The 14,127-nt window shown below is 76.0% G+C and carries 11 protein-coding genes; 9 read left to right on the top strand and 2 right to left on the bottom strand.

Annotated features, from left to right (window positions below; translation table 11 throughout):
- The first annotated feature begins 52 nt into the window (after positions 1–52).
- The 5 genes from GQ466_RS09835 (at position 53) to GQ466_RS09855 (ending at position 6,555) form a co-directional block, all read left to right on the top strand.
- Entirely contained in the window at positions 53–436 is a 384-nt protein-coding gene (locus tag GQ466_RS09835; RefSeq protein WP_161102581.1) for an anti-sigma factor antagonist, read from the top strand.
- Positions 437–570: 134 nt separating this feature from the next.
- Positions 571–1,827 carry an insulinase family protein gene (locus tag GQ466_RS09840; protein WP_161102582.1) on the top strand — a complete coding sequence of 419 codons (1,257 nt, stop codon included), beginning with the start codon at positions 571–573 and terminating at the stop codon, positions 1,825–1,827.
- Positions 1,824–3,203, top strand: a complete 1,380-nt coding sequence (locus tag GQ466_RS09845; RefSeq protein WP_161102583.1) for an insulinase family protein — start codon at positions 1,824–1,826, stop codon at positions 3,201–3,203. Before GQ466_RS09840 ends, GQ466_RS09845 begins: the two co-directional genes overlap by 4 nt.
- Before the next feature lie 118 nt (positions 3,204–3,321).
- Positions 3,322–5,556 carry a sporulation protein gene (locus GQ466_RS32250; RefSeq protein ID WP_161102584.1) on the top strand — a complete coding sequence of 745 codons (2,235 nt, stop codon included), beginning with the start codon at positions 3,322–3,324 and terminating at the stop codon, positions 5,554–5,556.
- Between the two features lie 117 nt (positions 5,557–5,673).
- A complete protein-coding gene (locus tag GQ466_RS09855) occupies positions 5,674–6,555 on the top strand; it encodes a hypothetical protein (RefSeq protein WP_161102585.1) in 882 nt (293 codons plus the stop codon).
- Positions 6,556–7,311: 756 nt separating this feature from the next.
- Here GQ466_RS09855 and GQ466_RS09860 read toward each other — a convergent pair.
- Together GQ466_RS09860 and GQ466_RS09865 are read right to left on the bottom strand one after the other, a co-directional pair.
- Entirely contained in the window at positions 7,312–8,238 is a 927-nt protein-coding gene (locus GQ466_RS09860; RefSeq protein WP_161102586.1) for a hypothetical protein, read from the bottom strand.
- A gap of 2,008 nt (positions 8,239–10,246) precedes the next feature.
- Positions 10,247–11,134, bottom strand: a complete 888-nt coding sequence (locus GQ466_RS09865) for a hypothetical protein (protein ID WP_161102587.1) — start codon at positions 11,132–11,134, stop codon at positions 10,247–10,249.
- A gap of 614 nt (positions 11,135–11,748) precedes the next feature.
- On the opposite strand from GQ466_RS09865, the gene GQ466_RS09870 reads away from it, so the two are divergent.
- The 4 genes from GQ466_RS09870 to GQ466_RS32700 all read left to right on the top strand — a co-directional run bounded on the left by GQ466_RS09870 (position 11,749) and on the right by GQ466_RS32700 (position 14,088).
- Positions 11,749–12,312, top strand: a complete 564-nt coding sequence (locus GQ466_RS09870; RefSeq protein ID WP_161102588.1) for a sigma-70 family RNA polymerase sigma factor — start codon at positions 11,749–11,751, stop codon at positions 12,310–12,312.
- 109 nt (positions 12,313–12,421) lie between these two features.
- Positions 12,422–12,796: an SSI family serine proteinase inhibitor gene (locus GQ466_RS09875; RefSeq protein ID WP_161102589.1), complete on the top strand. Its 375-nt coding sequence runs from the start codon at positions 12,422–12,424 to the stop codon at positions 12,794–12,796.
- Between the two features lie 76 nt (positions 12,797–12,872).
- Positions 12,873–13,298, top strand: coding sequence for a CBS domain-containing protein (locus GQ466_RS09880; RefSeq protein ID WP_202420357.1), 426 nt, complete (start codon positions 12,873–12,875; stop codon positions 13,296–13,298).
- A gap of 61 nt (positions 13,299–13,359) precedes the next feature.
- On the top strand, positions 13,360–14,088 hold the full coding sequence (locus GQ466_RS32700; RefSeq protein WP_161102590.1) for an ANTAR domain-containing protein: 729 nt from the start codon (positions 13,360–13,362) through the stop codon (positions 14,086–14,088).
- Positions 14,089–14,127 lie beyond the last annotated feature (39 nt).

The following is a 14,127-nucleotide window of genomic DNA, read 5'->3' on the forward strand; positions in this document are numbered from 1 at the left end:
GTCATCTCCCCCGTCAACGGAGGCCGGGGAACGCAGGGAACAGGAGAACTCCGTGGGATTCGCCGTCGAGCACAGAACCGAGAACGACCTGACGGTCGTCACCGTCCACGGCGAGATCGACGTCTTCACCAGCCCGGGACTGCGCGAGACGCTCCTGGACCTCATCGACGGCGGCGCGCTGCACCTCGTCATCGACCTCGGCGACGTCACGTTCCTGGACTCGACCGGGCTCGGCGTCCTCGTCGGCGCCTACCACCGGCTGCGGGCGCGCTCGGGGACGATGGCGTTCGCGTGCGCCACCGACCGCGTCCAGCGCGTCTTCCGCGTCACCCAGCTGTCCAAGATCTTCACGTTGTACCCGACGCTGGAGGAGGCGGTGGACGCTCAGACGGCCGTCGTGTCAGCCGGAAGTCGCAGCCGTCCGCCGGAAGGCTGAACGAAGGACCCTCCTGCCGGTCGACATGGCGCGCGCCGCCGAAACGGTACGGTGAGACGGAGATCAAGCGCGCCGCCCGCCGGGCGCGCGGCGCCGCCGTTTCATCGTGTGTACCGACCGGACGGGAGCGCTTCGTGGCCCATCAGCCGCTGCACGAGCACACGCTCGGCAATGGCCTGCGCGTGGTGGTCTGTGAGGACCATTTCGTACCGCTGGCCGCCGTCAACATCTGGTACGGGGTCGGCTCCCGGCACGAGGTCGCGGGCCGCACCGGCCTCGCGCACCTCTTCGAGCACCTGATGTTCCAGGGGTCGGCGAACGTCGCCGAGGGCGAGCACGCCGCGGTCCTGGAGAGCGCGGGCGCCACCTTCAACGCCAGCACGTCGTTCGAGCGCACCAATTACTACGAGACGCTCCCGGTCAGCCATCTGGAGCTGGCGCTGTGGCTGGAGGCCGACCGGATGGGCACGCTGCCCGCCGCGCTCACCCAGGCCAACCTGGACAACCAGCGGGACGTGGTGAAGAACGAGCGCCGCCAGCGCTACGACAACCAGCCCTACGGGACGGCGTTCGAGCGGCTGTGCGCGCTGACGTTCCCGTCCGGGCACCCGTACGCGCACACCCCCATCGGGTCCATGGAGGACCTGGACGCCACCACGCTCGAAGACTGCACCGCCTTCTTCCGCACCTGGTACGCGCCGGGCAACGCGGTGCTGTCGATCGTCGGCGACGTCGATCCGGAGAAGGCCATCGCGGCGGTGGAGCGCTACTTCGGGGGGCTGCCCGCCGGGCCGACGCCGCCGCCCGCCCGGCCGGGCGACCTCGGCCCGCTGACCGGGATCCACGGCGAGGACGTCGCCGAGGAGGTCCCCTCACCCGCCTACTTCGCGATGTTCCCGCTGCCGTCGGACGGCACGGACGACGTCGAGGCCGCCGAACTGGCCGTCGAGATCCTGGGCGGCGGGTCCGGTTCGCGGCTGTACGACCGGATGGTCCGGCGGGACGAGATCGCCACCGAGGTCTGGGCCGGGGTGACCCGGCTCGCGGGCGGCCCGTCGCTGGCGATCGTGGACGCCGTCGGCCCCGACCCCGCCAAGATCGCCGAGGTGCTGGACGACGAGCTGGCCCGGTTCGCCGCCGAGGGCCCCGACGCCGACGAGGCCGCCCGCGCCACCGCCCAGGCCGAACGCGGCTTCCTGGAGCAGACCGAGACGGTCACCGGCCTCGCCAACGCGCTGTCGGCGAACGCCACCCAGTTCGGCGACCCGTCCCGCGTGTTCACCGCGCCCGAGCGGGCCGCCGCCGTCACCGCCGGGCAGATCAAGGACATGGCCGGACGCTGGCTCGCCCCCGGCGCCCGCACCGCGCTCATCTACGGAGGAAACGCGTGACCGAGCCCGCCCTCGTCCTGCAGCCCCGTCCGGAGCCGGGCGCGGTCCCCGGCTGGACGTTCCCTTCCGGTTCGGCGGGCCGCGTGCCGGACGGCCCGGAGACGCTGCGCGTCGACCTGCCCGGCCGCAGGCTCGCCTCGCTGCGGCTGGTGCTCGCCGCCGGCGCCGGGCGCGAGGCGCGCGGCAAGGAGGGCACCGCCACGCTCACCGCCCGCGCGCTGCTGGAGGGCACCCGGCCGGGCGGCGGCACCGAACTGACCGCCGCGTTCGAGCGGCTCGGCGCCAGCCTGTACGCCAGCGCCGACCTGACCGCGCTGCGGCTCGCGCTGGACGTGCCGGTGTCGCGGCTCGCGCCCGCGCTGGACCTGCTCGCCTCGGTCGTGCGCGGCGCCGCGCTGGACGACGGCGACGTGCGGCGGCTCGTCCGCGAGCGGCTGGACGAGATCGCCCAGGAGGACGCCGACCCCGGGACCCGCGCGATGCGCGAGCTGCGGGCCGTGCTGTTCCCGGCGGCGTCCCGCGCCCATCTGCCCACCGGCGGAACCCGCGCGTCGGTCGGCGCGCTCAGCGGGGCGGACGTCCGCGCGTTCTACGGGTCGGTGGCGCCGGGCGAGGCCGTCGCCGTCCTCGCCGGCGACCTGTCCGCCGACGACGCCGAGGCCGCGCTGGACGCGGCGCTCGCGGGCTGGACCGCGACCGGTCCGGAGCTGCCGGCGGCCGACGAGCTGCCCGCCGACGACGAGCCCCGGATCGTCATCGTGGACCGGCCCGGCTCGGTGCAGACCTATCTGAGCTTCGGGCACGGCGTCCCGGACCGGACCAGCGACGACTGGCCGCTGCTGACGGTCGCGTCCCATGTCCTCGGCGGCGGCCTCACCTCCCGGCTGAACGCGCTGCTGCGCGAGGAGAAGGGCTACACCTACGGGATGCGGGCCGGGCTGCTGCGGATGCGCGGGCGCGGGCTGTTCGTGGCGCAGGGCTCGGTGCACACCGAGGTCACCGCCGACGCCGTCGCGGACGGGCTGCAGGTGCTGCGCAGCATCGCCGCCGACGGGATCGACCCGGACGAGTGCGGGTCCTCGGTGCGCGCCCTCGCCGACCGCGCCCCCGCCGAGTACGAGACGGCCCGGGCGGTGGCCGCCGAGCTGGCCGACGCCGCCGCGAACGGGCTCGGCAGCGGCTACCCCGCCGCCTACCTCACGGCCGTCCGGGCGGCGGAGCCGGAGACGGTGGCGCGCGCCTACACCGGCCATGTCGACACCGACGCGCTCACGATCATCGCGGTGGGCGACGCGGGCGAGATCCGGGGGCCGCTGGAGGCGCTCGGCTACGGCACCGTGACCGTCACCGACCCGGGGGCCGCCGAGACCGGATGAGGCACTGAACGAACATCTCACCCCAATGATCTCCAACCGGGACCGAACGGATGGCAGGGTGGTGCACGTCCAAGTGGGCGGGGAAGCTTCCCCGCCGTAACACGAGAGGGGACGGCCGGTGTCCTACGGACCGATGGCGGACGGGCGGGCGCCCGGCGGGATCACCGTCGACGCCGTCCTCAACGCGCCCGACTGCCATCCGGGCGGGGTCGTCGCCGGGAAGGTCCTGCTGCGCGGCGGGGCGTCCGGGCAGGACGTCCGACACGTCACGATCGCGCTCATGCCGCGCATGGCCGACGGTCAGGGCGGGGAGACGGCCGGTCCCGAGGTGTACCGGGGCGCGCTGACCCGGGCGTTCCGGCTGGAGGCGGGCGAGGAGAAGGCGCTCGCGTTCTCGATCCCGCTGCCGTACGAGCTGCCGTTCACGACCGTCCTCGGCCGGGAGCTGCCCGGCTTCCGGATCGGGCTGTGCACCGAGGTGGACGTCGCCGACGGCGCGGACGCCCTCGACATCGACCCGATCTCGGTCGAGCCGCTGCAGTCGCAGCAGTGGGTGCTGGCGTCGCTGTCGCGGCTCGGGTTCCGGATCGAGACCGTGACGTTCGAGCGGGACGCGCTGCCCGGCGTGTCCCGGCACCTCCCGTTCCACCAGGAGATCCATCTGACGCCGCCGGGGCCGTTCCAGGGCGCGCTCGACCGGGTGGCGCTGGCGTTCGTCGCGTCCCCGCGCGCGGTGCGGTTCAAGCTGCGCGCCGAGGGACGGGACGCGCCCGACGAGGCGTTCGGCGTCTTCGAGGCCGCCCATCCGGAGGTCCCCGAGATCGACTGGCCGGGGCGCGTCCGGACGTGGCTGGAGGCGGCGACGCGACTGCCGCGCACCGCGCCGGACGTCCCCGGCGGCGGGGCCGCGCCGCTGCCCCCGCCCGGACACCGGGCGCCCGATCCGGCGGTCGCGTCCGGACAGGCGCCGCCGCCGCTGCCGACCGCGTTCGGCGGACGGCACGGCGAGCTGGGGCGTCCTTCGGGGGACGCGCACGGATCCGTCCCGCCGCCCGCCCCGGCGCCCGGCCAGGGCGCGCCACCGCCGCCGGGGATGCCCGCCGTCCCCGCCGCGGCGCCCCTGCCGGCGCAGCCCGCGGCGTCCGGCCACCCGGGCTTCCCGCCCGCCGGCGCGGGCCACCCCGGCGCCGACGCGCCCTACGGCGCGCCGCAGCCCGGACCGTACGGCGCGCCCTACGACCCGAGCGCCCCGCACCAGCCCGGCCCGCCGCCTGCCGCGCCGTACGGCGCACCCCAGCCCGGCCTGCCCAACAGCCCGGGAGCCCCGCCCTACGGCCCGGGCGCGCCGGGTCAGCCCGGTGGAACGCCGGGACAGGCGTACGGCGCGAACGTCCCGGGGCAGCCCGGCACGCCGCACGGCGCGGGCGCCCTCGGGCAGCCCGGCCTGCCCAACAGCCCCGGAGCCCTGCCGTACGGCGCGGGTGCGCCGGGACAGCCCGGCATGCCGCACGGCGCCGGAACGCCAGGCCAGCCCGGCTCTGCGCACGGCGCAGGCCAGCCTGGTGCGCCCTACGGCGCGGACGCGCGTCCAGGCGGCCCCTACGCTCCCGGCCAGCCCGGTTATCCGCCTGGCGCGGGCCAGCCGCACCACGCGCCGGGCTTCCCGCCCGGCACGCCGCCGGCGCCCGGCGCGCACGGGGCTCCGGCGTACCCGGGCCAGACGCCCGGCGCCGCGTCCCCGCCACCATTCCAGACGCCCGGCGCTGCATCTCCGCCGCCGTTCCCGGCACCCGGTGCCGCATCGCCGCCGCCGTTCCAGACCCCCGGCGCCGCATCGCCGCCGCCATTCCAAACACCTGGTGCCGCGTCCCCGCCGCCATTCCAAACGCCCGGCGCCGCGTCCCCGCCGCCGTTCCCGGCTCCGGCCGGTGCGCCTCCGGCGGGATTCCCGGCGCCCGGCGGCGCGTCGCCCGCGTACCCGCCGCAGCCCGGCCACGCTCCGCCGCCCGCGTACGGGCCGCCGCCGGGGCAGGACGCGACACCGGTGGCGCCGTACCCGCAGGCGCCGCCCCCGGCGTACCCGCCCGCCTATCCGCAGCACGGGGCCGTCCCCGCGCCGTATCCGGCCGGGTACCCGGCGCCGCACGGCCACCACCACCCCCGCTACCGGCACCACACGGGAGAGTGGGTCGCGGCGGGCGTGGTCGGCGTCGCGGCGGCCGGGGCGGCGATCGGCGCGGCGAACGGGGCGTTCGACGCGATGGACGCCGTCGGCGACGCGGTCGACGTCGGCAGCGCCGCCGCCGACATCGTGGGCGGCCTCGCGGGCGCGCTCGGCGACCTGTTCGGCTGACCGCGACCACGGCCCCCGCCCGGGACGACCGGGCGTATCGGACGAGATCCACGGGCCGTCGGCCGATCCCCCGCCGGATGGCTAGGGTCGGACGCAGCCCCGCCCCCGAGGAGCCCCATGACGACCGTCTTCCTGGTCCTGCTGTGCCTGGCCGTCGCCGGCCGCGAGATGTACCTGTCGTTCGACAAGCGCCTGCCGCGCGCCCAGGACGAGCTGACCCGGCTGCGCAAGCAGGTCAACGACCTGGCCGGACGGCAGGACGCGCTCGAACGCGACCGTCCCGAGCCGGTCCCGGACGCGGTCCCGGCGGCGCCGCCCGAGCCCGCGGGCCTGTCCGAGGGTCTGGCGGACCGGCTGGCGGACCGGATCGCGCGCGTGGAGGAACGTCTCGAAACGGTCGCGGCCCGGGTGGACGGCCTGGACCTGGACCGCGCGGCGCAGCGCTCCCTGGCCCGCTCGCTGGACGCCGTCGAGCAGGACGTCGGCGAGCTGCACCAGGAGATGCTGGAGCGCCTTGCCCGGCAGGAGGGCGTGGTCTCGGGCCTGCTGCTCAGCGAGGAGGGCGAGGCCGAGGCGCTGCTCGGCGAGGTCTACGAGCGGTGCGCCGCCGAGTACGGCCTACGCGTGCGGGTCCGCGACAGATACGCGGCGCGCGGAGTGGGCGGCTCGGCCTTCCTCGGGACGTCCTACCGCCTGTCGGGCCGCCGCCCGGACGCCCTCGCCGAGGAACTGTTCACCTTCGCCCGCGCCATGTACGACCCACAGGACCCGTCGGCGCTCGCCGCACTGCTCACCGAGCTGGGCCAGCTCCACGGCGGCGGCGTCACCCGGATCGGACCGTTCACGGCGGTACGGACGGCGAACGCGCTGGTCTGCGGACTCCTGCCGGACTCCCCGTCCCGCCCGATCCCGACCGAGCCGTGGGAACTGGCCGCCCAACTCCGCGAACTGCCCGAAGACCTGCAGTGCGACCTGTCCTGGCTACGCGCGGACGCCTGACCCCCCGAACGCCCACGTCCCCACCCCCGGCCGCCTGAGAACGTCTACGCCTTAGTGCATGGTCGCCTGCGGACACCCGCCACACGCCTGCATTCGCCCGCCGCGTGCGAAACAGCCATCGGCATCACGGCTGCCGCGCCTCCGCCGACGTTCCCCCGCCACCGGCGAGCGCCGACGACGGCCGGAGCGAGCGCGCGACCTTGACGGACGCTACCGGCGCTCTCTGCCGACAGCGCGACGGCGGCCAGGGCGCAGAGGGTCGACGGACGCGTCGGCACAGCCGAGCGTCAGCGCGGCCACTGGCGGCGGACCCCGCAGCCTGGACTGCCGTCGGCAAGCGCAGCCGGCAGCCGGAGCGAGCGTGCAAGCTCCACGAACGCCGCTGGCGCTCTCTGCCAGCAGCGCGAGGGCGGCGGAGAGCGCCGAGGCTCGACGCACGCTCGTCCGGGCGGCCGAGAGGCAGCACAGGTATCGGCAGCGGGCGCCTCGGCCTGGGGCGCTCAACCTGCCGTCGGCGAGCGCCGACGACGGCCGGAGCGAGCGCGCGGGCTCGACGGACGCTGCCAGCGCCCTCGGCGAGCAGCGCGACGGCGGCCAGACCACGCGGAGGCGCGACGGGACGGCTGTCTGCGCAGCCGAGCGTCAGCGACAGGCGACAGCGAATGCTGCCGCGTGGGTCCGGGGTTCAGGTGCTCGCGGCCGGAGCGCTTCACGTGTGCCCGGCCGGGCGTGGCGCCCGGCCGGGAGCGGTTCGCGTCAGAGGCGGACGAAGCGGGGGGTGGCGGCGCGGACGGGGTCGATGCCGAACGCCAGCAGGCAGCGCGGCGTGCGGGTGGCGTCCACCTCCAGGCAGACGCCGAGGCCGAGGCCCGGATCCACGAGGACCACGCGGCGCAGCGCCCGCAGCGCGTTCCGCACGCGCTCCCGGTTCTCGGCCCGCCGGACGTCGGTGCCGGACGGGTCGTCGGGGAACGCGGGATCGTCCGGCCGCGAGAACCCGCGCGACCGCTCGGCGCCCGGCGGCAGGTCCGGGTCCGTCGGCCCGGGCAGCAGCGTCGCCGTGACGACGCGGCCCGCGAAGCGCCAGAGCGCGGGCGCGTCCAGGATGCGGTCGCCCGCGGCGGTGAGGTCGGCGACGATCACGACGCCCGTGTCGTCGTCCTCCCCCGCCGGCCGTCCGGGGGACGCCTTGCCGCCGGGCGCCTGCGGCCCGCCCATCGCGCGGTGGTAGCGCAGCGGGTCGAGCGTGTCGATGACGAACGCCCCCGCGTACGGCCGCGACGCGCGGGACCGGACGGCGGCGCGCTCCCCGCTCAGCGCCTCCCCCGGCGGCCGGTGGGCGCTGAGGTCGAACACCATGCCGGACGCGTCGGACCACGCGGGCACGCCGAGCGCCGTTCCCCCGACGAGATCCAGAGCGTCGATGGACCGCCACAGGTCGTCGGTCCGTCCGGACAGCTCGGACGCGATCCCGAGCCCCGGGAACGCCCCCTCCAGCACGGCGAGCGTGGCCTGCCAGGTGGCGCCGCCGACGAACTCGGCGACGAATGCGTCCACGTGCGCCCGGCGCCGCGCGGGCTCGGCGAGCGGCCCGGCGGGTTCGGACGCGGCATGGCGCGGCTCGCGCGGACGCGGCACGAGATCGGCGGCCCACGGCTTGGGCCGCGCCCGACGCGGCGGCACGGCGGACAACCCCCCGCTCAGCGCAGTCGCCTCAGCGGGCCGAGCATGGGCACCGCCGGAAGCAGAACCACCGTCGGCGGCCGGAGGCTCGACGTCCGGCCCGGGAAGCGTCGGCCGGTCCGGCTCCACGCCCCGGCCAGCGCCACCGGACTCCGGCGGACGCACCGGTTCGGGCCCGCCCGGCTCACCCGAACCACCCGGACGTCCGGGTTCCGACACCGCACCGGCCACGCCGCCTCCTCTGGGATCCGCCGGTTCCGTCACCGGCCGCCATCCGGTCTCCGCGTCCGCCGGGGCCGCACCCCAGCCGGCCGGCGGCCCGCTCGGCGCCGCCGGCGCCTGCGGCGCCCCGGGAAGCCCATCATCGCGGCCACCGCCCGCCGACGCGCCGGGTTCCGCCGCAGACGCTCCCGGAACGCGAAACCCATCCGGAATAGTAGGACCGGCAAGCCGCCCCGGCGCGTCCCCAGCCCCCGAAGACAGCGGCGGCCGTCCCTCAGGCCCGACAGGCCGCCAGTCAGCAGGCACGCTCCCCTCACCCGACGCCGACGAACGCGAAACATCACGCGCCCCCGACGGACCACCGGATGTCTCTGACGCGCCCGACACCTCACCCCCGAGCGGCGTCCCACCCGGCGGCGCCGACGAACGCGGGTCCTCGCCCGGCGGCTGGGACGCGCGCGGCACAGCAGGGCGCGGCGCCTGCGGCGCGTCCGGCGGCTCGGGCAGCCGCCGCGTCCCACGCGGCGGCGCGGACGAGCGCGGATCGTCGCGCGGCGCCTCAGGTGCCTGCGACGCCTCGCGGGGCGGATCCGTCGGATGCGGAACACCATGCGGTCGCGCGGCCGGACGCGACGGATCGCCCGGCGCCTCAGGCACGCGCGTCCCGCGCGGCGGCGGCGACGAGCGTGGGTCGTCGCGCGGCGGTTCTGACGGACGCCGCGCGGTTCCGAACGGCGCACCGGAGTGCGGGTCACCCGGCGCCTGCGGCGGCTCGGGCAGCCGCGGTGTACCGCTGGGCGGCGCCGACGAGCGCGGGCTATCGCGCGGCGGGGCTGGCGGACGCGGCGCGGTGCCAGAGGGCGCGGCGAGGCGGGACGGGTCGCGCGGCGGCTCGGGTAGGCGTGGTGTGCCGCGCGGCGGCGCTGATGAGCGCGGGTCGTTGCGTGAGGGGTCTGGGGTAGGTGGACGCGGCGCCTCGGGCGGTGGTCCGGCTGGACGGGGCGTGCCGTGGGGCGGGGCTGGTGGACGCGGGGTGCGTGGGGGCTCGGTGGGGCGTGTTGGGGCGCGCGGCGGTTCGGGCAGGCGGGGGGTGCCGGTCGGCGGGGCGGATGAGCGCGGGTTCTCGCGTGTTGGGGCTGGTGGGCGTGGGGGCTCGGGTACGCGCCGGGGGTGCTGGGTGGGTGGTGGTTCGGGTGGGCGTCGTGTGCCGTGGCGCGGGGCTGGGGGGCGTGAGGGGGTGGGCGCGTTCGGGGGTGTTGGTGGCTGGGGTGTTTGGCGTGGTGGTCCGGCTGGGCGGGGGGTGCCTTGGGGTGGAGCTGGTGGACGCGGGGTGGTGCGCGGGGGCTCGGCGGGGCGTGCTGGGGCGTGCGGTGGCTCGGGTAGGCGGGGGGTGCCGTGGGGTGGGGGCGATGAGCGTGGGTTGTCGCGGCGTGGGTTCGGCCCGGGTGCCCGCTGGGCGGGGGGTGGCTCGGGTGGGCGTTGTGTGCCGTGGCGCGGGGCTGGGGGGCGTGAGGGGTTGCGGGGTTGGGGTTGTGGGGGGCTTTGGGGGGTTGTTTGTTGTGGTTCGGGGGTTTGTGGGCGCGGGGGGTCGGGTTGGGGCGGGGTGTTCCTGGGGCGGCCCGCCACTCTCACGTCGCCCGGGTGGGGGACGGATCGGTCGAGGGGCTCGGGCGGCACGGCGGGCTCCTCGGGGTCGGAGGGCGGGGTGTCGTGGGGACCGGCGCTCACGTCCTCGATCCTCTGTCGGGACGTGGGTTTCGGGCAAGACGGACGAAGGATGGCATGTTCAGCCGAACCTCTGGCGTGTTTCGCCGAAGAGGGCCGTGCAGAGGGTTTCCGGACGGTCCGGGCCGTCGTCGGCGGGGTGGACGGTCAGGACGGGCACCTCGTCGCCCGGGCCGGGCGCGGCGGGGTGCAGGCGGACGGCGATCTCGCGGCGCAGGATCTCCGTCTCGCCCGAAGCGGCGGCGACGTCCTGGAGGCTCACCGACAGCGTCGCCGGGATCTGGAGTTCGATGGGCGACTCGCTGTTGGCCAGTTCCTCCAGGTAGACGTCCAGGAGGCGGCGGGCCAGGCCGTTGAGCAGGCGGCCCCACGGGACGACCAGGTCCGCGGGAACGTTCTCGGTGCGGAGTTCGGGCAGGCCGAAGCGGGCCAGGCCGCGCGTCGTGAACCAGACCGTGTCGGGTCCGGCGGAGTGCGAGATCAGCATCCAGTCGGTGAGCCTCATGTCGCCCCGGGGGCCGGGGAGGGAGCGGCGCAGGTCGGGGCCGGACAGGATGCGGGGCGTGAAGACGTCCACGACGGGGGCCGAGGCCGCGGCGGCGACCGCTCCGGCGACGCCGCGGGCCGCCCATTCGTGCGCCGGGGGCCAGCCCGGACGGTAGGCGGCGCGGACGGCCAGCAGGTGCCCCGCCTCCGCCACGGCGGCCAGGTCGGCGGGGGCGGCCCCGTAGGCGGCGAGCAGGCCGGCGGGCAGGGGCGGGAAGTCCCCGGCCGGACGCAGGTCCAGGGTGAGCATGGGACTGTCCAGCATGCCGAGCACGAGCTCCCGCAAGGGTGAGCGGAACTGGGCGACGACCTCCCGGCGGACGGTGCCGCGCAGGTCCGCCGGCGGGCCGGTGAACGCCACGGCGTAAGTGGCCTGGAGGCGTTCGGCCACCGGCAGCGTCAAGGTCGCACCCAAATCCGGCCTCGCCCCCAAGGTCCCTCGGTCGGGCGCGGCGTCCCGAACGTTCGGTTCCGATGAGACCCGACGGCGGGCCGGGAGCGGATCTGTCGCGAACGGCACATTCCCCTACTGCAACCGGGACGGCACGAACGGCCCCCGGCAACGCCCGGCAAAGAACCCATTGCCCACCGGCGGGAACACGAACGCCGGACCAGCGGTTATACCCGGACGAGACGTGGACCGGGACGTCCGTTGACCCGTGCCCTATACCGCGCTGACCAGGGCGATCGCGCCTTGGGGCCGCCTTTTGTGACGGATGCCACGCAACCCGTCGGCGGCCGGTGCGCGTCTTACCTGGAGAGAACGCCTCCGACGAGGCGCACCGGCGGATCGAACGCGCCCGCGACGGGGGTCGCCCGGCACGACGATCACGACCGGTCCACCGGCCGCGCGTCCGCGGACGGCACCCGACTCGACCGTCCCGGCCCGTTTGACCGGCCGTCCCTGCGGAACGCGAACCCATGAGACCGCGTGCCAGGGGCGCATCTCCACGAGGGGCGGCGCGTCCGCCCGGTACCGGCCCGGCCCGCCAGGGTCCCGACGCAGGGGGGAAGCTGATGACCGCACCCGAGTACGCCACCGACCGCTATGTGCGGGACGTGATGCCGCTCGCCGAACCGCTGTTCGCGAGCGCCGTCCGGATGACCCGCAACACGGCCGACGCCGAGGACCTCGTCCAGGAGACCCTGGCCAAGGCGTTCACGAACTTCCACCAGTTCCAGGAGGGGACGAACCTCAAGGCGTGGCTCCACCGCATCCTGACCAACAACTTCATCAACACCTACCGCAAGAAGCAGCGGGAGCCGCAGCGCGCGGGCTCGGAGGAGCTGGAGGAGTGGCAGCTCGAACAGACCGAGGCGCACGCGTCCGGGTTCCGCTCCGCCGAGCGGGAGGCGCTGGACCGCATCCCGGACGGCCACGTCGTCGACGCGCTGAACGCCCTGCCCCGCGACTTCCGTGACGCGGTGTACCTCGCGGACGTCGAGGGCTACCCCTACAAGGAGATCGCGGAGATGATGGGCACCCCCATCGGGACCGTGATGTCGCGGCTGCACCGGGGCCGCAAGCAGCTCCGCGAGGCCCTCGCCGACCACCGCCCCGCGCACGTCCTCGCCGCCTGACCCCCCGGTCGTTCCCGGCATCCGCAACGAGCTGCACGAAGCGTCGCCATATCGCTACAGTGAGCGAGAAAAGGCCGACTGTCCAGCAGATCGTTCACCGGGGGATCCGATGCCGCATCTCGTCCACGCCGTCCTGACCGGAGCCGCCCTGGCGCTGCTCCCGGCCGTTCCCGCCGCCGCCGGCGCCCCCGCGCCGGCCGAGCTGCGGCTGAGCGTGCAGCGCGGCGCGGACGTCCGGACGGTCGTCCTGCGGTGCGGCCCCGCGGGCGGCACCCACCCGCAGGCGGCCCGCGCGTGCGCGGAGCTGGCGCGCGGCGGCGGCAAGGTCGACCGCCCCTCCGACGGCGTGTTCTGCACGATGGACTACGCGCCCGTCACCGCCTCCGCGCAGGGCCGTTACGGGCGCGGCTCCGTCCGGTTCTCGAAGGAATACTCCAACGCGTGTGTGATGCGCGCGAGGACGGGAACCCTCTTCGCGTTCTGACCCGGCGTCCGGGTCGGCTCCCGGGACGGGCCGGCGGCGGCGCGCCGAGTGAGGAGACGCCGAAAGGTACCCGGGGATGACACGCAAAGTGGGCGAGGTCATGACCTCCCGCCCTCGTTCGCTGCCGCTGGACGCCACGCTCTACGACGCGGCGCAGATCATGCGCGACGAAGGCATCGGCGACGTGCTCGTCACGTACGCCGGACGCCTGTGCGGCATGGTCACCGACCGGGACATCGTGGTCCGCGCCGTCGCCGAGAGACGTGACACTTCCGTCACCCCGCTGGGCGACGTCTGCACCGCCGACCTGACCACGATCCGTGCCGGGGACGACACCGCCGAGGCGCTGCGGCTGATGCGCGAGCAGGCCGTTCGCCGTCTGCCCGTGGTGGACGACGCGCAGCGACCGGTCGGGATCGTCACGCTGAGTGATCTCGCCGAGGCCGGGGACGGCCTGCTGGCCCCCCTGGCCGACATCCGGCGGGCGCCGCCGTCCCTTTGACCCGCCTTTGTGACGGAACTGGGGGTACCAGCACACGCGAGGGGCGGCTACCTTCGTCTTCGTGCCGACCACCGACGCCGTCCTCACCGACCGGCTCGCCGTCGAGATCGCACGTCTCGGCATCGTGGGCGAGTCGTCCGACGTGGGCACCCTGCACCGGGTGACCGCGCTGGCGAGCCGTGCCGTGCCCGGCTGCGCCGGCGCGACCGGCGTGCGCTGGGCGCTGCCGCACGGGCCGGACGAGCGTCCCGAGCCGCTGGCGTCGGCCGCGAGCCACCCCGACCTCGCCGACGCCGTGGAGCGCCAGCTCGCCCGCGGCCACGGCTTCATCTTCGACGTCGTCAACGAACGCCAGGCGGCGGGCACCGACGACGTCCTCGCCGAGGCCCGCTGGCCCGAGGCCATGGCGGACCTGCTGCGCTGCGGCGTCCGCTGCTTCTCCACCACGCCGCACCGGATGGGCCCGGTCCTCGTGACGCTGACCCTGTACGGGGTGCGGCCGAAGGCGCTCGGCGAGGGCCAGCGCGGGCTGGCCGCGCTGCTGGCCGCGCAGGGCAGCGCCGCGATGTCGAACTCCCTGCAGTACGGGGACGTCCACCGCACCGCCGTCCAGCTCCAGGAGGCCGTCGAGTCCCGCGCGATCGTGGACCAGGCGAAGGGCATCCTCATGCACGCGCTGGGCTGCGACGCCGACGAGGCGTTCGTCGAGATGCGCCGCATCTCCCAGACCCGGCACGTGAAGCTCACCGCGCTCGCCCAGCGGATCGTCGGCGCGCAGGGACTGCCCTGATCGGGGCATGTCAGACCTTGCCTCCGCATCCGCCCGTTC

This window comes from Actinomadura rayongensis, from assembly GCF_009831215.1.
GTDB classification, from domain to species: Bacteria; Actinomycetota; Actinomycetes; order Streptosporangiales; family Streptosporangiaceae; genus Spirillospora; species Spirillospora rayongensis.